Below are 20,807 nucleotides of genomic sequence, written 5' to 3' on the forward strand. Positions count from 1 at the left end.
GCCCCAGAAAATGGGACTGCTGCGCAGTCCAACGGGGGCAAGCCCCCTCGCCACAGTTAAAGCCGCCGCCACAGTCACAGTCACAGTCACAGTCACAGTCACAGTCACAGTCACAGTTATTAATTGTCATCAACCCGCCGACATCCCTCGCTACAATCTCGACGCGTTTTTCACGCCCCAGACCGTATAATGCCGACCTTTCCGACTTGTAAGAAAATCTACATCCGCTTGTAGGCTTACGCGAAGTCATCCGCACAGGCCTGCCGAGTCGGGCCGTCATCACAGGTGCCATCCATGGATTTCAACCCGCTCGATCTAGTGCTGCACCTCGATGTGTACCTCGATTTGCTGGTCACCAACTACGGGCCATGGATCTACGCGATTCTGTTTCTGGTGATCTTCTGTGAAACCGGCCTGGTGGTCATGCCCTTCCTGCCGGGCGATTCGCTGCTGTTCATCGCCGGCGCCGTTGCCGCAGGCGGCGGCATGGACCCTGTACTGCTGGGCGGCTTGCTGATGCTGGCGGCGATCATGGGGGACAGCACCAACTATGTCATCGGACGAACGGCCGGTGAGCGATTGTTCAGCAATCCGAACTCGAAAATCTTTCGCCGCGATTACCTGAAACAAACCCACGATTTCTATGAGAAGCACGGCGGTAAAACCGTGACCCTGGCGCGTTTCCTGCCCATCATTCGCACTTTTGCACCGTTCGTCGCCGGTGTCGCAAGAATGCCGTACCCCCGATTCTTCGGTTTCAGTGTACTGGGCACCATTCTCTGGGTGGGCGGCCTGGTCACCCTCGGCTTCTTCTTCGGCAACGTGCCGTTCATCAAGTCCAACCTGTCCCTGCTGGTGGTCGGCATCATCCTGCTGTCGCTGGTGCCGATGATCATCGGCGTGGTGCGCAGCCGCTTCGGCGGTTCGAACTCCAAAGCCGAAACGCGCTGATCCGCCATGTGGTCGCTCAGCGCCTGGCGACGCCGGCGCACCCTGGCCAAGTACCCGATTGCCGACGACATGTGGCTGCGGGTACGCCATCAACTGAGCTTTCTCGACGGCATCAGCGCCGCCGAAGACCGCTGGCTGCGCGAAGCCTGCGTCCTGTTTCTGGAAGATAAACACCTGACCACCCTGCCCGGTGTCGAACTGCATCAGGAACAGCGCCTGCTGCTCGCCGCCCAGGCGCAATTGCCATTGCTGCACTTGGGCGACCTGAACTGGTATCAGGGCTTTCACGAAATCGTGCTCTACCCCGACGACTTCCTCAGCCCCCAGCGCCATCGCGACGCCAGCGGCGTCGAACACGAATGGGACGGCGAACACAGCGGCGAAGCCTGGGAGCAAGGCCCGGTCATCCTCGCCTGGCCGGGTGTCGCGGCCAGCGGCGGCTGGGAAGGCTACAACCTGGTGATCCACGAACTGGCGCACAAACTGGACATGCTCAACGGCCATGCCAACGGCCTGCCGCCGCTGCATGCCGACATGCGAGTCAGCGACTGGGCCCGGGTCATGCAGCACGCCTACGACGATCTCGACCGACAACTGGAGCGCAATCCGGATGCCGAAACCGCCATCGATCCCTATGCGGCAGAAAATCCCGCCGAGTTCTTCGCCGTCACCAGCGAATACTTCTTCAGTGCCCCGGATCTGCTGCACGAGGCGTATCCGCAGGTGTATGAACAACTCAAACTGTTCTATCGCCAAGACCCGCTGGCGCGTCTGCAGCAACTTCTGGCCGAGGATCCGGTCTACAGGGCCCACGACTAAAGTCTACACGACCTCTGGTACATGGCGTCGACACAGGAATGTGCCTATAATCGCCGCCACTTTTTGGTCAACTACGGGGGCATCGCCCAATGAGCTACAGCAAGATTCCGGCTGGCAAAGACCTGCCGAACGACATCTACGTCGCGATCGAGATTCCGGCCAACCACGCGCCGATCAAATACGAAATCGACAAAGACAGCGATTGCCTGTTCGTTGACCGTTTCATGGCCACCCCAATGTTCTACCCGGCCAACTACGGTTACATCCCGAACACGCTGGCTGACGACGGTGACCCCCTCGACGTGCTGGTCGTGACTCCTTACCCGGTTGCTCCGGGTTCGGTGATCCGCGCGCGTCCAGTCGGCATCCTGAACATGACCGACGACGGCGGCGGCGATGCCAAGGTTGTTGCAGTTCCTCACGACAAGCTGTCCCAGCTGTACGTCGACGTGAAGGAATACACCGACCTGCCACCACTGCTGATCCAGCAGATCGAGCACTTCTTCGCGAACTACAAGGATCTCGAGAAAGGCAAGTGGGTCAAGATCGAAGGCTGGGACGGCGCAGACGCCGCTCGTGCTGCGATCACCAAGTCGGTTGCTGCCTATAAAGGCTAAGAGCAGCTGCAAGCTTTTAGCTGCAAGCTCCAAGTAAAAAAACCCCGGTGATCCGGGGTTTTTTGTGGGCGCAGGAAAAGTGTTTTAAATGGCTTTTTAAACGCCTTGTTTAAGTAAGTCCGGCTTAGTGGTTTTCTGTTTAAAAATCCTCAAACACGTCTTACATTCGGTCGTAAATTTCCCTCGTAATTTGAACGCGGCGTTTATTCAAAGGCTTTTGACGCGCCAGTAGACTCGCGTTCATGAAAAAGAACACTAGCGGACCCCGCTTCAAAGCGCTCCTCGGGATAGCGAACATCACGACTACCGGGTTTGCCGAGTTTCTGAACACGGCCCCGCAGAATGTCCATAACTGGTACACCCGCGGTGTGCCCGCTCACTACATGGAAGAAGTCGCGAGAAAGCTGTCGATCAACAGTGAATGGCTGAAAACAGGTGAAGGTCCCAAGGACGCCCGACACCTGCGCCTGCACGACGAGTCTGGCAACGTCTTCGACGCCCAGGCCATTCGCGGTGTCTATACGGTCATCGAACCCACCGACATCGACCTGCCCCTCTACAAGGAAACCACCACGGCCCCCGGCTCCGGCAAAACCCACGTCATCGAAGACCCGGGCCAATCCGTGCGCCTGCCCCGCAGCTACCTCGATTCATTGGAAATCAGCCACGCCGACGCCATCTGCGCGCACATGATCGGCAACAGCATGGCCGAACGCATCGAAGACGGTTCCATCATCGCCATCGACCGCGGCCTGACCCAGATTGTCGATGGCGAAATCTACGCCATCGAACACGACGGCATGCTGCGCATCAAATACCTGCACCGAATGCCGGGAAACGCGCTGCGATTGCGCAGCCATAATCGCGAACAATACCCGGACGAGATCTTCCGGGCAGGCCAGATCGAAGAGCAGAACATCAAGGTAATCGGCTGGGTGTTCTGGTGGTCGACGCTGAACAAACGCCGACCGGAGATCCCCTTTCTGTGAAAGCGCTTTTCTGTAGCAGCTGGCGAAGCCTGCGTCCGGCTGCGCAGCAGTCGTAAACCCTATGCTTGCGGTCTATCTGACACACCGCGACCACCGATTTCACGACTGCTTCGCAGCCGGACGCAGGCTTCGCCAGCTGCTACATAAGTCCACTGCGCACGCCAAACTGGGAATTCACTCAAAAAATCAGTATGATGCGCCCCACATTTGCGCATCGACCCGCCAAGACGGCTCAGATCGCACCGACAAGGCAGATGACTTTCTCGCCAAGTCCCACAGCCGGACGCAAGATCCGGATGTACGTTTTAAAGGCTGGCGAGGTTTACCAAAAATGAACCAAGCCAGTCCCCAAGAAGCCGGCCACAAGCCGGCTTTTTAATGCCTGAAAGAAAGCCATCCAATCAAAGCCTCAGGCGTTTGTTCTGATTGAAGGGGAGCATGTGTACCCACGGAAATTGTCTCGGCAGTGATGGGACTTTTACCTCGTTATTACTTATTCCCCAACAACAAGGCACCAATTTCCAACGCCTGTCTCAGCATGCCCCTCACGGATAACTAAACGACTTCACCAACGTCAACTCCCCCACCGCCCGCATCGGCACCAGAAACGTCTCCATCTTTTCACTCGGCGTCCCCTCTTCCGTAATCACCGTCACCTGCGCCGTTGTCAGCGGCTGCACCGCATCCTCCTGCCCTTCTTCATCACTGCGATACCCGCCGCCGAAGTAATTCACATACACCAGGTACTGCCCCTTGATCGGCGCAGGCATGGCGAAGATTTCCGGGCCGTAGCCGGTGGTGACGTCGACGTCGAGGGCGGCGCCGTTCGGGGCGGTGCGGTCGCCGTACCAGATGTGGGCGCCGTCGGGGGTGATGAGGTGCAGGTCCAGGTCGGTGCCGTCGCTGTCCCAGGCCAGCAGGACGCGCAGTTTTGCCGGGGTTGCGCCGCCGCTGGTGTTGAGGAATTGCGTGCGATGGCGTTGCTGGCCGTCGGGGCTGCGGACTTCGACGCTGTTGCTGCCGTTGGGGAAGGAGAACGGGCGGTCGAAACGTCCGGCGGGGTCGATTTTCAGGGGCATGCTGACGCCGTTGACGATCAGTCGGCCGGGGTCGTTGTTCTTCGGGGTGGCCTTGATCTGACCGCTGATGCGTGCGGTGTTGGCCTGGCCGGCGGGGGTGTTCACCGAGGAGGCCGGGTAGTTGACGGTCTGGCGGAAGCTTTCGCCCTCGCCTTCGGGCGCGCCGGTACGCCAGCCGCCGACCGGGGTGTCGAGTTTGACGCCGTCTGCCGCCATCGCCGGCGAGAGTGCGGCAAACGTGCAGAGCAACAGCAAGACCTGTGGAAAACGATGTGTCATGGGTTATTCCAGCAAAAGGTGGCGGGCGAGGCCTTCGATGTAGGTTTCGTCCTGGCCGTTGGGATGGGCTTCGAAGGCCAGATGCAAATACTCGTGTGTCAGGTCGAGACGGTCCTGCAGCGACAGCACGCCACGCACGTAGATTCGCTGACGCTCGCGGTCGACATACGGCCGGCCGAACGCCAAGCGGCAGACGGCGAAGGTGCTGACTTCGTTGTAGCCGGTTTCGCTTTCGAGTCGGGGACGCCAGCCGCGCCGCTGTTTTTGCAACCAGTCCTGTGCGGTGGGCAAGGCTTCGCAGGAGGCCACCGGATTGCCCCAACGACTCAGGCTTGCTCGCGGGTAAGCGTGCAGCAGGATGGCGTCGTAGCGCTGGCCGGCATTAGCCTGCTCCACGGCTTGCTGCCAGGACAGCTTGTCCGGGCCGGGTTGATCGGAGTGGTAAGTGACGTCGCTGCCGGCCAGCACCAGATCGCTGGTCCAGGCCGCCACGTCGCGCGCCTCAACACTGGCCGGGCGTGGTGCGACCCGCTGACGCTGGCTGCTGTCATCGATGCTCAGGCAGTCCCCATTGCGCGTGGCGTTTTGCAAAAGATAGGTGCGGATCGCCACGGCCAGGGCTTTGGCGGCTTCGGCAGGCTCGGGAGTGGCTTCGCGTTGCAGCACGCGGGCGACGTATTCCTCGCGATCCAGGCGGGCGACGAGTTTGTCCTTGAGCAAATACAGCTCACCGTCACTGTGGATATCGAGTTGGTTGCGGTTGGCGAACTCCACACGATAGTCACCACGCAACGGCCCCGAAGACACCTGCTCACCACCCGAAAGCACCCGTTTGAGCGGATATCGGGAAAACAGGCTGACCTCGACACATCGCCCCGCATCGACAGGCCATTGCACAGGCACGACCGTCGACAGCGCTTGTGCGTAATCACGCAAAACCCGCTGACTGGTGCCGCGTCCACCCGCCCAGATCGGCGTGCCGTCCACGGTCCAGCCGGCGAAACCACCCTGGCGCGAAGCTGCGTCCTGATCCCCCAACCAGCTCCAGGTTTTCACCCGCAGGCGGCTACCGAGTTCGCCCACCACGTTCCCGTCGGCAGCGCTCAACACCACATCGAGCAGCACTCGCCGAGCCTGATCCTGCGCTGGCATCGTTGCCAGCATGCGCAGCAACTCCGCCACCGGCACCCGTGTCGCCGGCTGCAACGAAGGCAAGTTCTGCAGCCACTGCGGTGCCTGCCGCGCCTGCCAATACGCCTGCCACTCCGTAGCAGAAATCCCCAGACGCACCGGCTCGAAATACAACCCGCAGGACTTCACCAGTGCCTGATCACGCTCGATCTTGCCGCCCGCGGTGCAGCAATAGACTTCCTCTTTCGACTGCCCGCGACATTCATAAGCCGGCTCACGCGCCCCGGTGTCCACCAGCCAGGCGTAGACGAACAGCTTCCACACGCTGCCCAACGGTGCCTGCAAAGCCTCCGGCAGCGGTTCGCGGGACAGCAGTTGCGTCCGGTTCAAAGTCAGCAGTTCATCCTTGAAGGCCAGACGCAAAGGCTCGTCCTGCGCCATCGTCAGCGCAGGTATCAAACACAGCAAGCCGCAGACCAGAGCCCGAAACATGTCAGTGGACCGTCACCTGACCGAGCGCCGGTTTCTGCTCCTGGGCCTGATGTTGCGGCGCATACACCTGGGTGAAACGCACCGGCGGCAGGTTGAACTGGCCCTTCTGCGAGAAGCGCACCAGATGCCGCAGGCGCAATTCGCCGCTCAACGCATCCACCGGCACCGCATAGGCCAGTTGCCCCGGCTCGAAGCGGGCCTTTTCCAGGGCCGTCGGCTCGGTGCCCGCCTTGCCCATCAACTTGATGCCCCAGGTGGTGCGCTCAACGTCGGCACCCGGCGGCAGCGGCACTTCAAGCAGGCCGTAACGCAACGGTTTCGCCGCCTTGCTGGTGAGGATCACTTCGTCCAGATACAGGCTGTCGCTGGACAGCGGCGTGGTGCCGACCGGTTCGAGCTTGAAGGTGAAGGCCTCATCGCCCGGCACCAGCCGCGACAGGCGACGGGTGACTGTCACGGGCAGCGGATCAACCGACGGCTGACGGGTCTGGAAGCTCAATGCCGCGCGCAGCGGACGCTCCTGCGCGCCGCTCACCGACAACACCGAAGGCACCGACGAAGCCCCCTGCCAGACCCAATACATCTCACCGCTGTCACCGTACTTTTTCTTCCAGCCTTCACCCGGCGCCAGCGCGATGGTCGGCGAGGCTTGCTCGATGCTGCGTTGCAACCAGGTCAGCGCCAACGCGCGCTCCAGGGTCGATTGTTGCGGCAGCAGCCGTTGCAGCAACGCCGCCGCGCGGGCCTGATCCAAAGGCTGCAGCGACAGGTTCAGCGCCTCGGCAAACGGCTGCGAGCTGACCGTCAGTCGCTGTTGCGCATCCGCCAGCTGCCGATTGAACGCCTCCGGCAGAGTCACTTTGGCCTGACGCGCCAGGGAAGCGGTCAACACCCGTGCTGCGGCCAGACCGAGCGCCGAATCCGGGTCAGCCATCACCAGGCTATCCCCATCTGACTCCATCACATTCGCGGCACTGCCCTCGCCGGCTTTCGCCAGATCGTCCATCAAGCCGCTGAGCAACGTATTCACCGGCAACTGCATCTGCCGGGCAAACGACAGGATCAGCGCGCGCTGCAACAGCGGCGTGTTTTTCGCCTGCTTGGCGTAGACCTCCAGCACCCGCAGCCAATGCTCCGGCGGCAGGTTCAGTTCCAGCACCTTGCTGGCGTGCCAGTCCGCGTAATAGGCGTAGGCGGTGAGGAACGCATCCGGCTCGCCGTCCATGCCCCACCAGGTGAAGCTCGCCGACGGCCCGGCCATCTGCACCAGGCGCAGGCGGCTGTTCTGCATGATCAGGCGCAGGCGATCGCGGATCTGCGGGTTCGTCGACAGCGCTGGATAGGCGATGCTCAGCGGCAGCAACTGGCTGGCGGTCTGTTCGACGCCGCCGTACGGGTAGCCCAGCAGGTCATCCAGCGCCGAGCGGAACAGCGTTTGCGGGCTGTCATCCAGGCGCAGGCGGATATCACTCGCGTCTGCCGGCAGGCTCAGCGGCGTGTCACCGCTGGCCACGTCCAGACTTTGGGTTTGCGTGACTTGCCAGCCTTCACCGGTCGCAGTCAGGTGTACGGCCAGGGCATCGGCGGTCTTGCCATCCTGCACGAGTTCGGCGGTCCATTCGCCTGAGGCCAAGGCAAACGCCGGCAGCGGGATGTAGTTGATGCCACTGTTGAGCGTCACGGGAATCCGCTGTTCGGCACCGGCGTAGTGGGTCACCAGCTCCGCCTTGACCGGGCTTTCCGATTGGCTGAAGGCAAACACGCCCAGATCCGGTTTATCGCCCGCGCGAAATTTGCTCGGCCCGCTCCACTTCAGATACAGCGGTTTTTCCGAGCGCACGAACTGCTTCTTCTGCCCGACCTGACCGTCATCGGCGATGGCCCGGGCGGTGATGCGCCAGCGGGTCAGCGAGTCCGGCATCTTGAAGGTGAAGCGGGTTTTGCCATTGGCATCGGTCAGCAGCTCCGGTTGCCAGGCGGCGGTGTCGACGTCTTCGCGACGCGGCCGCTCCAGCACTTTCACTCCACGCTCGCTGCGGTTGGCCTTGCCCGGTGCGCCGGGGCTGCCCGGCAGCGCGACGTCGTAGCTGATGAACGACAAACTGGCGCTGGTGCGCACGTTGTTGCGCCGCGGGTGATAGAAGAACTGGTCGATGGTCGGCGCCACTTCCGGCTGCAGCGCGTAGACCATTTCGTCGACCACGCTGACCGTCAGATGCGCGGGCACCGGCTTGCCGGCGAACTGCGTGGTCAGGTCCACGGTCACCGTGTCGCCGGGTTGATAGGTGTCCTTGTCGGTGGCGATGGCCACGTCGATCTGCGGCGTGATCACCTTGATCCCGGCATTCTGAAAGCTGTACTGCCCGCCCTTGGTGTAGAGCACCGAGAACGTCAGGTTCGGCGTGAAGCTGTCTTTCACCGGGATGCGTGCGCGGTACTGAGTGTCGCTGAGCTTTTCCATCTTCAGCCAGTCGCCGCCTTTGGACAGCAACGCCGTGGCTTCGACCTTGTCCCGCTCCAGCGACAGCAGCGCATCGCTGACCGGCTCAGGAAAAGTGATCAGCGCCAGCGCTTCATCGCCCGCCTTGTACTCGGTTTTGTCGAGGACGATTTCCACCGTGCCCGGCACCGCCTTCACACCTTCGCCGGTGACCGAGTGCCCGGTCGCGCCAAGGGTTCGGCCGTGCTCATCGCGCAGCGTCAGGTTGTAAGTACCCGGGCGATCGAAGGCCAGGGTGAAGCCCTTGTCGCTGGCCGTCAGCTTGCCTTCACCGGTGCTCTGGTCTTCCAGGCGCACCCAGCCGTAGCTGCTCGGCACGACCGCTTGGGCCTGCTCGTTTTCATTGGCGAAGCTGAAGACGACCTTGTCGCCCACCGCGCTGAAGCGCTGGGGTGCGCTCAGGCGGAAGTTCGCGGCGCCACGGTCGATGAGGATTTCCTTGGTGGTCTTGACCCGATAGGCCGCGCCATCGCTGGCAAAGACCGTGAGCATGTAGCGGCTCGGTTTCTCCGCCGCCGGCAGGTCGAGGGTGGCGTTGCCCTTGGCGTCGGTGGTCAGTTCAGTGCTGGTCAGCTCCACCGGGAATTGCCCCAGATACTGCAGCTCGTTATCCACCATCGACAGTTGCTGAGCCCGCAGGCTCAGGCTGAGTTTGGCGTTGGCCACCGGCTTGCCGTCCGGGTACAGCAGCACCAGATTGCCCTTCACCGGTTCGCCGGTGCGGTAGTCCTGCTTGGCCAGGTTCAGGGAAATCTCGAAGTGCGGCTTGATGTATTCGGCCACGCGGAAGGCACTGCTGTAGGCCTGATCCTTGTAGTTGAAACGCAACTCGTAGCCACCGGCCACGGCGTTTTCCGGCAACTGGAAACGGCCCTGGGTACCGGCCTTGGAGTCGAGTTTCAGGTCCAGGCTTTGCAGCGCCGTGCCCGTCGCATCCAGTACGGTCACGTTGACATCGGCCGCCGCGGGCTGCACCGAATCCCGGGCATTCTTGAATTCGCGACCGACGATTTTCAGCGACACCCAATCCCCCGGCCGATACAGCGGCCGGTCGGTGAAGGCATAGAGTTTGGTGTCGTAGATTTCGCTGTCGTAGTAGAAGTTTTCCGAGACGAACACCCCGCCCTCTTCGTCCTCGCCGATCACGAACGAACGCTCGGGGCTGACGTGTTTCAGGCGCAGCAAACCGTCGGCATCGGTGGCACCACTGCTCATCACGCCCAGGCCATCGGTCCACAGCACATTGACCTTGGGCACCGAACTGCCCTCGTGTTTACGCGCAGCCCACACCAGCAGTTCATCGCCAGCAATCTTGCTCACAGCCACGGTGTTGGACACGAAGACCATGGTGGTCGCGCGGTATTTGCCGATCAGCGCTTCCACCAGATACAGGCCCGGCTTGAGCTGGCCCAACGGGATATAGACGTTGCCCGGCGCGACGCTGACGAACTCACTGGAAGAACCGGCCAGGTTCACTCCCGGCGGTGGCTGGATCGGCTTGGCTTCCCACAACGGATAGCGGAACTGACTGACCACCGGCAGGCCCGGAATCAGTGCGAATTGCGGCTGTGCGTCGTAGGGCGTTGGCGCGGCCATGGCCTCGCCCATCTTCAGTTCCGGGACTTCCTCGGTGACTTGTTTACGCGACTCGTAGGAAAACGCCCGCTGCATCACCCGACGGGATTTGCGGTACCAGTTGTCCCACAGATAGGCCAAGGTGTTGGACAGGCCCTCGCCCTTGAACTGGCCGTCGCTGACCACCCGGTGCAGGTTCTTCTGGCGCTTGAGGAAATCCAGCGGCTTGTCGATGCGATAGACGCGGATGTCCGCGCCGCCGTAAGGCTCCATGCGAAACCGACGGTAGTCGCGACCGGGGGCTTCCAGGCGCACCATCGCCTGTTCGTCGCTGGCGAAACTGCTGTCGGCCAGCAGAAAAAAGCTCTCGCCGGCCACTGGCGCATAGCCGCTCGGCTCGACCGTGTCTTCGGCGCGGCTCGCGGAAAACGGCAGCAACAGCAGCAACAACAGAGGCAGAAGACGCAACATGCGGGCACCGATCATTGGGAGAGAAAATTCAGTCGATAAACGCCGATGAAGTTGGGGTTGGCGGCATCGGGTATCCATCGGGTGTCCTTCCATGTCATGAGTTGTTGCAGGCTTGCCGAACGCATGCCGTTGTCTGTGGGAGTGGTGGTGCCGGTGTGATAAGCGATGTAGCGGCCCATCCAGATCATCAGGTGCTGGTCATCGCCCTGATCGAAAAACATCAGGTCGCCAGGGCGGGCCTGGGCCACGTCACGGCCGACCAGATGGCTGTTGAACTGGATCAGCTTGATGGCGTTGACGTACGGCCCGACCTTGCCGCCGCCCTGTTGCCACTGCTGGGCGAGGCCGCGCTGGGCATCGCTGAGTTGCAACTCCGGCGGCAGGTAGCGATTGAACAGGCCGTTGCTGCGCAGCCATTTATCGTCGTGGACTTTCAGTGCTTCGTTGGCGGCGAAACGCACCAGCCCCGCGCAATCCTGCTGATACCAGCGCGGGCTCGGGCCCTGGCTCAGTTGCTCCTGGGCGATGCGCACGAACCAGGCGCGGAACACCTGGGATTGCTGCACATCCAGCGCCGGAGTTTCGACGGCCAGGGCTTGCCCCGCCATCAACAGCGCGAGCAGGCCGAGGATTCGCATCGATTGGCTCACAGCGCTTTCCACGCCAGCGGCAGCCATTGCCAGTGGCCGTCCGGCTCACTGCCTTCGGGCAGGGTCAGGGCGTATTTGCCGTAGCCGCCGAGGGTGCGCAGTTTCGGGATCAGGTAGGTCTGCGCGGCGTTGTAGAACACCGGCTCCATGTCCTGCGGCAGGCTGTCGAGAGTTTCCTGCTGCATCAGCTGCGCCATGGAATCGGGGCCGAAATAGATCGGCATCAGCAGCTCCTTGGGCACCACGTCGGCCATGGGCGGGAAGCGTTTGTCGAGGGTGCCGAGGGCTTTGTCCACCAGCTTGTCGTCGAGGGAAAAGACCAGGGTCGAGCCGTGCCGCGCCAGGCTCACGCGCATGAAGGCCTTGCCGCTGATCGCGTCGGGGTTCTCGGCATCCTTGGCCTTGTAGGGGCCGAAGTTGGAGCTGACCTGGCGCTGCCATTGATGGGTCTGGCCTTCCTGCTTCTCCACCACGGGGAACGCGTGTTCGTCGACCTTGGCTTCGTAGGCGCCCACCATCGAACCGAACAGCTTGCCCAGATCACCATCGAGTTTTGCGCTGTCCTTGTCATTCAGGCTGGCCACCAACAACGGCGTGTACAACCGCGAATCGGCGTACCAGCACAGGCCCGCCGCGCCGGCCATGTGTTCAGTCATCGCTTCGGCCGCGGACGCTTCGGCACCGAGTTTGACCAGCAGGGGTTGCTGTTGCTCGGCCGCCAGCGGCAAGGCCACGCAGGCGCTGGCGCCCATGGGCATGGCCTGCCAGATCGGCTTGAAATCGAAGTCCGGCTGGTTATCCAGCTCGTCCATGGCCAGGAAGCTGTGCCAGCCCTTGTCGTCCATGTCGAAACGCAGGCCGGCGAAGTTCGGGATGAACCGCTGGTAACCCATGGCCAGCACACTGGCATTGACCGACAGCCGCTGCTTGACCTCCGGCGCCCGGGCTTGCAGGCCGAAGGCTTCGGGGAACAGTTTGTCGCCGTTGAGCAGTGCGGCGAGAGCTTGCGGCGAAACGCTGCCGGATTGCTGCTCGGCGCCGCTTTGTGCATCGTAGAATTTGGCTGGATTCGACAGCACCACCAACTTGTCGCCATGGGAGGCAAACAGCAGCGCACGGCCGGCGTTGTAGGTGAGCTGATAAAGCGCCACGTCATCGGCGCCGACTTTCAGGTCGGCGATCTTGCTCAGTTGCGAATCATCCAGCGCCACTTTCGCCAGCGGCTCCAGCACCTTGGCCAGGCCGCCACGATCCATTACCAGCAGGAAATCCCGCAGTCGCCCATCCGCACCGCGCCACAGGGCAATGTCGGCCGGCTGATCGAACAGTTGCTCGATCAGCGTGTCCTGCAATTTCAGGTCATGTTCGTAAATGATTCGCCGCAGGCTGCCGATCAAACCCAAGCGATCGGCGTGGGTTTCGTAATAGAAGACGAAATCCTCGGTCAGGGTTTCCTTGAGGAACGGCACCGTCAGCAGGTCCTTGGGCAATTGGCTCAGGGAACGGGTTTCCAGCAAACCGTCGGGGCGGCTCATGCCGAGCTTTTCCGCCGCCAGCTGCGGCGCCGGCTCTTTGTGCTTTTGCATGAACCAGCCCATGCCGGCGGCCACGCCCGCGACCAGGCACAGTCCGACCACAATGGCTGGCCAACGGCGGGAAGGTTTGACGCCTGGGGTTGGTGCGACCGGGGCTGCGGTGTTTTCACTCATGTTCAAAAAGCTCGGCAGTTCATCCGTGAAGCGGGATGCTTAATAGTTGAAAGTCTTGACCAGCAGCAGGTCGCCGATGGCGCGCAAGGGCACGATGAAGGTCTCGCGTTTTTCGTCGACGGTGTTTTCGTTGAGCACCAGGTTGATTTGCGAGGTGATCACCTCGTTCTGGTTGCTGGCCTCATCGAAGTTATAGCCGCCGTTGCCGAAGTTGCCCCAATAGTTCACGTAAACCAGATAGGTGCCACGCAGCGGCGCGGTCATGGTGAACATCTCGGGACCGGGGCCATCGACGCCGTCCGGGTCCAGGCCACCACCGTTGCTCATCGCCGGCCGCGCCCAGAACGCATGCTGGCCGTCGGGGGTGATGATGTGCAGGTCGAGTTCGGCTTTCGGGTCGTCCCAACCCAGCACCACGCGAATCCGCGCCGGCGTGCGCAGGTTGTTGGCTTCATAGAATTGCACGCGCTTGAGCGACTGCCCTTCGGCGCTGCGAACCTCGACGCTGTTGGAACCGGCGCCGAACGCATAGGGCCGGGCGAAACGCCCCTGCTCGTCGGTGTACAGATTCAGCGGATTGCCGTTGACCGCCAGGGTGTGTGGCCCGCGCTGGGTGCCGAGGGCCTTGAGCTGGCCCTGGATCATCGTGCGATTGCGCTGCACACCCCGGTCGATGGGCGGCGTGGGATAAGCCACCTGGGGGTTTTCCGTGCGATCGAGCAACCCGTTGAAGCGCCAGCCACCCACCGGCTCCGACAACTCGGCCGCCGGCGCGGCCATGGCTGGCGCACAGGCCAAATTGATCAGCAGCAAAAGAAATGAACGCATGTGACGCCTCCTGCCATGCCTGACGAAACCTTGCGCCTGATCCTCGGCGCGTTACAGATGCGGATACTGCGTTTCGTCTGAAATACCCGCGACTGCCGGGTCATCAATGGCGCGAAGGGTAGTCATTCGGGTGGTTTTTAACAATCGGATACATCTGTAAATGAGACTGAGATTACGGTGACAGGTGGACGATGAGCCGAATACGCGTCATATTCGGCTCACCAAGTGAGCCGAATAAGATGCATATTCGGCTCACACACTGGAGAGTAATGTACTCATGACAACCGACTGGATCTGGCAACAACCCGACTGGCCGAACTTCACATGGCAGGCCGAACGCCTTGCGCCGCTGCTGCGCGAGTGTGTTCAGGCCCAGGGCCAGTTGATGGGCATGACCGGGTCAGTCGGCAATTCCCTGAGCGCGCAAAGCGAACTGGATGCGCTGCTACAGAACATCGTGACTTCCTCAGCGATCGAGGGGGAGCAGTTGAATGTTGGTTCGGTGCGTTCGTCATTGGCACGACGACTGGATCTGGAGTCGGCCGAGGGCGATAAAGTCAGCCCACGCAGCGAGGGCCTGGCGCAGTTGCTGCTCGACGCCACCCGGCATTTCGCCGAGCCTCTGACACTCGAACGGCTGTTGAACTGGCATGAATGGCTGTTTCCTGATCAGCACACGGACTTCGCGGCCCGCTCGATACGGGTGGGAGCCCTGCGCGGCGATGAGCCGATGCAAGTGGTTTCGGGACGACTCGACCGGCCGACCATCCATTTCGAGGCGCCACCTCGTCCGGGACTCGAACAGCAACTGGCGACTTTTCTCGACTGGTTTGCCGCCAGCCGGAATCAGCCTGACCTTGATCCCCTGCTCAGGGCGGGTATCGCTCATTTCTGGTTCGTCACACTGCACCCTTTCGACGACGGCAACGGTCGCCTCACACGCACCATCACTGACCTGGCACTGGCGCAGGGCGAGGCTCAGGCGATCCGTTTCTATGCCATGTCGGCGAGCATCCTCGACGATCGCGCAGGCTACTACCGGGTCTTGGAAAGCAGCCAGAAAGCCACGCTGGATATCAGCCAATGGCTGGAGTGGTTTCTGCAAACCCTGTTGCGCAGCCTGCAGCAGGCGATGGCGCAGATCGAGTCTGTGCTGGGCAAGGCGCGTTTCTGGCAAGCGCACCGGGAATCCGCGCTGACGGCAGAGCAGACCAAAGTGCTCAATCGCTTGCTCGATGGCGGAGAACGGGGATTCGAAGGTGGGATCAGCGCGGCGCAGTATCAGGCGGTGGCGAAGGTGTCCAAGGCCACCGCGACCCGGCATCTGGCCGAACTGCTGGAAAAGGGTTGCCTGAAACGATTGCCGGGCGGCGGACGCAGCACTCGCTATGAAATCCGCTATCCCGAAGCGTAACGAGGACCCCGCTCATTTGCCCATAAACCCCCTATCTGCTAGTGTCGCGCCGGTTTAACGTCTACCGGAAATCGCCGCCATGGCCCGCAAAAAAGCTGCACTGGATTTCGAACAGTCCCTCGCTGACCTGCAAACGCTGGTGGAGCGTCTGGAGAATGGTGAATTGTCGCTGGAAGACTCGCTGACCGCTTTCGAGCAGGGCATCGGGCTGACTCGCGATTGCCAGGCGGCGCTGGCCCAGGCCGAGCAGAAGGTGCAAGTGCTGCTCGAGCGTGATGGCGAGTTGGCCGAGGAACCCTTCGACGCGGATCAACCAGAATGATTGCAGCGTACTCGGCAGCCAGTCAGGCCCGTGTCAATGCGGCCCTGGAGACTCTCTTCACCGCGCCCAGCCCTGAACTGGCGCGTCTTTACGAAGCCATGCGCTACAGCGTGATGAACGGTGGCAAGCGCGTGCGTCCGCTGCTGGCCTACGCCGCGTGCGAAGCGCTGGGCGGCAGGGCCGAGCAAGCCAACGGCGCGGCCTGTGCAGTGGAATTGATCCACGCCTACTCGCTGGTGCACGACGATCTGCCGGCCATGGACGACGACGATCTGCGTCGCGGCCAGCCGACCACCCACAAGAAATTCGATGAAGCCTGCGCGATTCTCGCCGGCGACGGCTTGCAGAGCATGGCTTTCAGCGCCCTGCTCGACCCGCGTCTGAGCGACGCCGACGCGCAGATTCGCCTCGATATGGTCACCGCTCTGGCCCAAGCCGCAGGCCCGGCGGGCATGGTCGGCGGCCAGGCCATCGACCTCGGCTCGGTCGGCCTCAAGCTCGATCAGAAAGCCCTCGAATACATGCACCGGCACAAGACCGGTGCGCTGATTGAAGTCAGCGTCAAGCTCGGCGCCCTGGCCAGTGGCCGCGCCGAGAAGGATGAACTCAAGTCCCTGAAGACTTATGCGCTGGCCATCGGTCTGGCGTTCCAGGTGCAGGACGACATTCTCGACGTCGAAAGCGATACCGCCACCCTGGGCAAACGCCAGGGCGCCGACATCGCGCGCGACAAGCCGACCTATCCGGCCTTGCTCGGTCTGGACGCTGCCAAGGCCTACGCCCTGGAACTGCGCGATCAGGCCCTGCATGCGCTGCGACCGTTTGACGCGGCCGCCGAACCCCTGCGCGATCTGGCCCGTTATATCGTCTCGCGCCGCAACTGAAGGCGTATCCGCCAAAAAAGACCAACGCGTGGGCAGGGACCGATGCATCAGGTAAACTGCCGCATCTTTTATACCTATAACGATTCGCCTGATGCCCACGACGTTTCATGAGATTCCCCGCAAGCGCCCGACCACGCCCCTGCTGGACCGCGCGAACACGCCGGACGGCCTGCGCCGGTTAGGCGAAGCCGAGCTGGAAACCCTGGCCGATGAGTTGCGCCTGGAATTGCTCTACACGGTCGGTCAGACCGGTGGGCATTTCGGTGCCGGCCTGGGCGTGATCGAGCTGACCATCGCGTTGCACTACGTTTTCGACACCCCGGACGACCGGCTGGTGTGGGACGTGGGGCATCAGGCCTACCCGCACAAGATCCTCACCGATCGCCGCGCGCGCATGGGCACCCTGCGCCAGAAAGACGGCATCGCCGCTTTCCCGCGTCGCTCCGAGAGCGAGTACGACACCTTTGGCGTCGGCCACTCCAGCACCTCGATCAGCGCTGCGCTGGGCATGGCCATTGCCGCCCGCCTGCAGAACAGCGATCGCAAGGCCATCGCGGTGATCGGCGACGGCGCCCTGACCGCGGGCATGGCGTTCGAAGCGCTGAACCATGCGCCGGAAGTGGACGCCAACATGCTGGTGATCCTCAACGACAACGACATGTCGATCTCGCGCAACGTCGGCGGCCTCTCGAACTATCTGGCGAAAATCCTTTCCAGCCGCACCTACGCAAGCATGCGCGAAGGCAGCAAGAAAGTGCTGTCGCGACTGCCCGGCGCCTGGGAAATCGCCCGCCGCACCGAAGAATACGCAAAAGGCATGCTGGTCCCCGGCACGCTGTTCGAAGAGCTGGGCTGGAACTACATCGGCCCGATCGACGGCCATGACCTGCCGACCCTGATCGCCACCCTGCGTAACATGCGTGACCTCAAAGGCCCGCAGTTCCTGCACGTGGTCACCAAGAAAGGCAAAGGCTTCGCCCCCGCGGAAGTCGACCCGATCGGTTACCACGCCATCACCAAGCTCGAACCCCTGGACGCCCCGGCCGCCGCGCCGAAGAAAGCCAGCGGCCCGAAATACTCCGGCGTGTTCGGCGAATGGCTGTGCGACATGGCGGCGGTCGATCCGCGCCTGGTCGGCATCACTCCGGCGATGAAGGAAGGCTCCGACCTGGTGGCCTTCAGCGAGCGCTATCCGTCGCGCTACTTCGATGTGGCGATTGCCGAGCAGCACGCCGTGACCCTCGCCGCCGGCATGGCCTGCGAAGGCGCGAAACCGGTGGTGGCGATCTATTCGACCTTCCTGCAGCGCGGCTACGACCAACTGATTCACGACGTGGCGGTGCAGAACCTCGACGTGCTGTTCGCCATCGACCGCGCCGGTCTGGTGGGCGAAGACGGCCCGACCCACGCCGGCAGCTTCGACCTGTCGTTCCTGCGTTGCATCCCCGGCATGCTGGTGATGACCCCAAGCGACGAAAACGAGCTGCGCAAGATGCTCACCACTGGTCACCTCTACGAAGGTCCGGCGGCGGTGCGTTACCCGCGCGGCAGCGGCCCGAATGCGACCATCGAGAAAGACCTCGAACCGATCGAAATCGGCAAGGGCGTGGTTCGCCGCCAGGGCAGCAAAGTTGCCCTGCTGGTGTTCGGCGTGCAACTGGCCGAGGCGCTGAAAGTCGCCGAGACGCTGGATGCGACCGTGGTCGACATGCGTTTCGTCAAACCCCTGGACGAAGCGCTGGTACGCGAAATCGCCGCCGGTCACGAGCTGCTGGTGACCATCGAAGAGAACGCGATCATGGGCGGCGCCGGTAGCGCGGTCAGCGAGTTCCTGGCTCGGGAGAACATCCTCAAGTCGATGCTGAACCTGGGGCTGCCGGACAGCTATGTCGAGCATGCGAAGCCTGCGCAGATGCTGGCGGAGTGCGGGCTGGATGAAGCCGGTATCGAAGCCGCGATTCGTCAGCGCCTGCAATTGCTGAACATCTAAACGCAATCCCCTGTGGGAGTGGGCGTGCGCGCGAAAGCGGTGTGTCAGTCAACGTTTTTGTCGACTGTTTCACCGCCTTCGCGAGCAAGCCCGCTCCCACATTTGATTTGTGTACACCAAAAGCATCAACGGATTTGTCGATGAAACTCTCCCCCCTCGCCCTGACGCTGACCCTTCTGCCGTCGGGCCCACTGCTGGCCGACAGCTTCGAACGCGATCAGGCCCTGAAACTGCCCGATGTGCTGATCAGCGCCAACCGCCAGGTCGAAGCGCGCAACGACAGCAGCGCCGCCAACACTGTCTTCACCCGCGAAGACATCGATCGCCTGCAACCGAACAGCGTCACCGATCTGCTGCGCCGGGTGCCGGGGGTGCAAGTCGCGCAAACCGGTGGGCGCGGCAGTTTGCCGGGCGTTTTCATTCGCGGCACGCAATCGGCGCAAAGCCTGGTGCTGGTGGATGGCCAGCGCATCGGCACTTCCAGCTCGGGCGATAGCAACCTGCAGCACATCAACATCGAACAGGTCGAGCGCGTGGAAGTGCTGCGCGGCTCGCGCTCGGCGATTTACGGCAGCGATGCCATCGGCGGCGTGATCCAGATTTTCACCCGTCGTGGCGGCGAGCCGGGGTTGCGACCGCAACTGCACGTCGGCGTGGGCAGCAATCAGACCTGGGAACGTAGCCTCAATCTCTCGGGCGGTGACGAGAAAACCCGTTTCAACCTCGGTGCCAGCCTCGATGAAACCGCCGGGATCGATCGCACACACCAGTCGTATCCCAGCGACGGTGACCACGACGCCTATCGCAACCAGTCGTTCAGCCTGAGCCTTAGCCATGCCCTGAACGAAGACATCGAAATCGGCGCCAACGTGCTGGATAACCGCGGCAAAAGCGAATTCGACAACCCGTTCGGCCGCTTCGACCTGACCACGTTCGAGTCGGTCCAGCAGCAGCCCTACAGCGAATTCGACGTGAGCAGTGTCAGCAGTTACGTGGACGCACGAGTCAATGAGGTCTGGAAAAGCCGCATCGAATTCGGCCACAGCGAAAACCGCGAAAAGACCCTCGACAAGCTCAGCGACGAACGCAGCGTGTTCAACACCTATCGCGACTCGGTGAGCTGGCAGAACGACCTGACCCTCAATGAACACAACAGCCTGATCCTCGGCGGCGACTGGTACGAAGACCGGCTCAACAGCAGCACGGCTTTCGATGAAGACAGCCGCTGGAACCGCGCAGCGTTCGTTCAGCACCGCTACCAGACCGACAGTTTCTCCACCGAACTGGGCCTGCGCCGCGACCAGAACCAGCAATTCGGCGGGCAAAACAGCTGGAGCGGCACCTTCACCCTGCCGCTCAACCCCGACAACGATCTGCTGCTGACTTACAGCGAAGGCTTCCGCGCACCGACCTTCAACGATCTGTACTACCCGGATTTCAGCAACCCGGATCTCAAGCCCGAAACCTCGAAAAGCTATGAGCTGCAATGGCGCAGCCAGTTGACCGAGAGCAGCCGGCTTGAGGCTTCGCTGTATCGGACCGATCTGGAAGACGCGATCATCTTCGGCAGCAATTCGCGTCCGGAAAACGTCGCGTCAGCACGGATCAACGGTTTCGAGGCGGCACTGAAGCAGGAGCTGTTCGGCTGGCAGAGCAACCTGGGCGTGGCGATCATCGATCCGCGTGACCGCGACACCGGCCATACCCTGGCCCGCCGTGCGCGACGCACCTTGAGCCTGGATCTGGATCGGCAGTTCGATCGTCTCGGGCTGGGCGCCAGTTGGCAGGCGGTGAGTGGCAGCTACGACGACCTGAATAACGAGCATTCGCTGGGTGGCTATGGGTTGCTGGGATTGCGCAGCAGCTGGGCGCTCAATCGCGAGATCAGGCTGGAGATGAAGGTGGATAACCTGCTGGACAAGGATTACAGCCGGGTGTTGTACAGCCATGAGGGGAGTCAGTACGGATATCGCGAGGAAGGTCGGGCCTGGATGTTTGGGGTGACCTGGACACCTGAAATCTGATTCGAAATTCTCGGTGTCTGGACTGGCCTCTTCGCGGGCAAGCCTCGCTCCTACAGATCACATAACCCGTGGGAGCGAGGCTT

15 protein-coding genes are annotated in these 20,807 nt (G+C 62.1%); 9 read left to right on the plus strand and 6 right to left on the minus strand.

The features are described 5' to 3' along the window. Positions 1-294 precede the first annotated feature (294 nt). The 4 genes from ACW9JE_RS18110 (at position 295) to ACW9JE_RS18125 (ending at position 3,376) form a co-directional block, all read left to right on the plus strand. The gene (locus ACW9JE_RS18110) at positions 295-951 is read left to right on the plus strand and encodes a DedA family protein (protein ID WP_224540012.1); all 657 of its coding nucleotides are present in this window, start codon (positions 295-297) and stop codon (positions 949-951) included. Positions 952-957: 6 nt separating this feature from the next. Next, the gene (locus tag ACW9JE_RS18115; protein WP_457433508.1) at positions 958-1,770 is read left to right on the plus strand and encodes a M90 family metallopeptidase; all 813 of its coding nucleotides are present in this window, start codon (positions 958-960) and stop codon (positions 1,768-1,770) included. Positions 1,771-1,859: 89 nt separating this feature from the next. After that, complete coding sequence (gene ppa / locus ACW9JE_RS18120) at positions 1,860-2,387, plus strand: inorganic diphosphatase (RefSeq protein WP_085585933.1); 528 nt, start codon at positions 1,860-1,862, stop codon at positions 2,385-2,387. A 242-nt stretch (positions 2,388-2,629) separates the two neighbouring features. After that, positions 2,630-3,376 (plus strand): LexA family transcriptional regulator, encoded by a 747-nt coding sequence (locus ACW9JE_RS18125; RefSeq protein ID WP_224540017.1) that lies wholly within the window; start codon positions 2,630-2,632, stop codon positions 3,374-3,376. A gap of 545 nt (positions 3,377-3,921) precedes the next feature. Here ACW9JE_RS18125 and ACW9JE_RS18130 read toward each other — a convergent pair. From ACW9JE_RS18130 to ACW9JE_RS18155, 6 genes are read right to left on the minus strand one after another with little or no spacing between them, the layout of a single operon-like run. Further along, positions 3,922-4,734 carry a YfaP family protein gene (locus tag ACW9JE_RS18130; protein WP_224540019.1) on the minus strand — a complete coding sequence of 271 codons (813 nt, stop codon included), beginning with the start codon at positions 4,732-4,734 and terminating at the stop codon, positions 3,922-3,924. A 3-nt stretch (positions 4,735-4,737) separates the two neighbouring features. Further along, a complete protein-coding gene (locus ACW9JE_RS18135) occupies positions 4,738-6,357 on the minus strand; it encodes a DUF2300 domain-containing protein (protein WP_457433509.1) in 1,620 nt (539 codons plus the stop codon). Position 6,358: 1 nt separating this feature from the next. Then, a complete protein-coding gene (locus ACW9JE_RS18140; protein WP_457433510.1) occupies positions 6,359-10,918 on the minus strand; it encodes an alpha-2-macroglobulin family protein in 4,560 nt (1,519 codons plus the stop codon). Further along, positions 10,915-11,541, minus strand: a complete 627-nt coding sequence (locus tag ACW9JE_RS18145; RefSeq protein ID WP_457433517.1) for a DUF1175 domain-containing protein — start codon at positions 11,539-11,541, stop codon at positions 10,915-10,917. The genes ACW9JE_RS18140 and ACW9JE_RS18145 overlap by 4 nt, the downstream gene beginning before the upstream one ends. 8 nt (positions 11,542-11,549) lie before the next feature. After that, positions 11,550-13,262, minus strand: a complete 1,713-nt coding sequence (locus ACW9JE_RS18150) for a DUF2138 domain-containing protein (RefSeq protein ID WP_457433511.1) — start codon at positions 13,260-13,262, stop codon at positions 11,550-11,552. A gap of 39 nt (positions 13,263-13,301) precedes the next feature. Further along, on the minus strand, positions 13,302-14,090 hold the full coding sequence (locus ACW9JE_RS18155; protein WP_457433512.1) for a YfaP family protein: 789 nt from the start codon (positions 14,088-14,090) through the stop codon (positions 13,302-13,304). A 277-nt stretch (positions 14,091-14,367) separates the two neighbouring features. On the opposite strand from ACW9JE_RS18155, the gene ACW9JE_RS18160 reads away from it, so the two are divergent. From ACW9JE_RS18160 to ACW9JE_RS18180, 5 genes are all read left to right on the plus strand, one after another. Next, positions 14,368-15,504 (plus strand): Fic family protein, encoded by a 1,137-nt coding sequence (locus ACW9JE_RS18160; protein WP_457433513.1) that lies wholly within the window; start codon positions 14,368-14,370, stop codon positions 15,502-15,504. A gap of 79 nt (positions 15,505-15,583) precedes the next feature. Next, positions 15,584-15,826 (plus strand): exodeoxyribonuclease VII small subunit, encoded by a 243-nt coding sequence (locus ACW9JE_RS18165; protein ID WP_007894317.1) that lies wholly within the window; start codon positions 15,584-15,586, stop codon positions 15,824-15,826. Beyond that, positions 15,823-16,710, plus strand: a complete 888-nt coding sequence (ispA, locus tag ACW9JE_RS18170) for a (2E,6E)-farnesyl diphosphate synthase (RefSeq protein WP_457433514.1) — start codon at positions 15,823-15,825, stop codon at positions 16,708-16,710. Before ACW9JE_RS18165 ends, ispA begins: the two co-directional genes overlap by 4 nt. A 91-nt stretch (positions 16,711-16,801) precedes the next feature. Then, complete coding sequence (gene dxs, locus ACW9JE_RS18175) at positions 16,802-18,700, plus strand: 1-deoxy-D-xylulose-5-phosphate synthase (RefSeq protein ID WP_457433515.1); 1,899 nt, start codon at positions 16,802-16,804, stop codon at positions 18,698-18,700. A gap of 140 nt (positions 18,701-18,840) precedes the next feature. Next, positions 18,841-20,724: a TonB-dependent receptor domain-containing protein gene (locus tag ACW9JE_RS18180; RefSeq protein ID WP_457433516.1), complete on the plus strand. Its 1,884-nt coding sequence runs from the start codon at positions 18,841-18,843 to the stop codon at positions 20,722-20,724. Positions 20,725-20,807: the final 83 nt, after the last annotated feature.

Source organism: Pseudomonas sp. SDO55104_S430 (assembly GCF_054070595.1).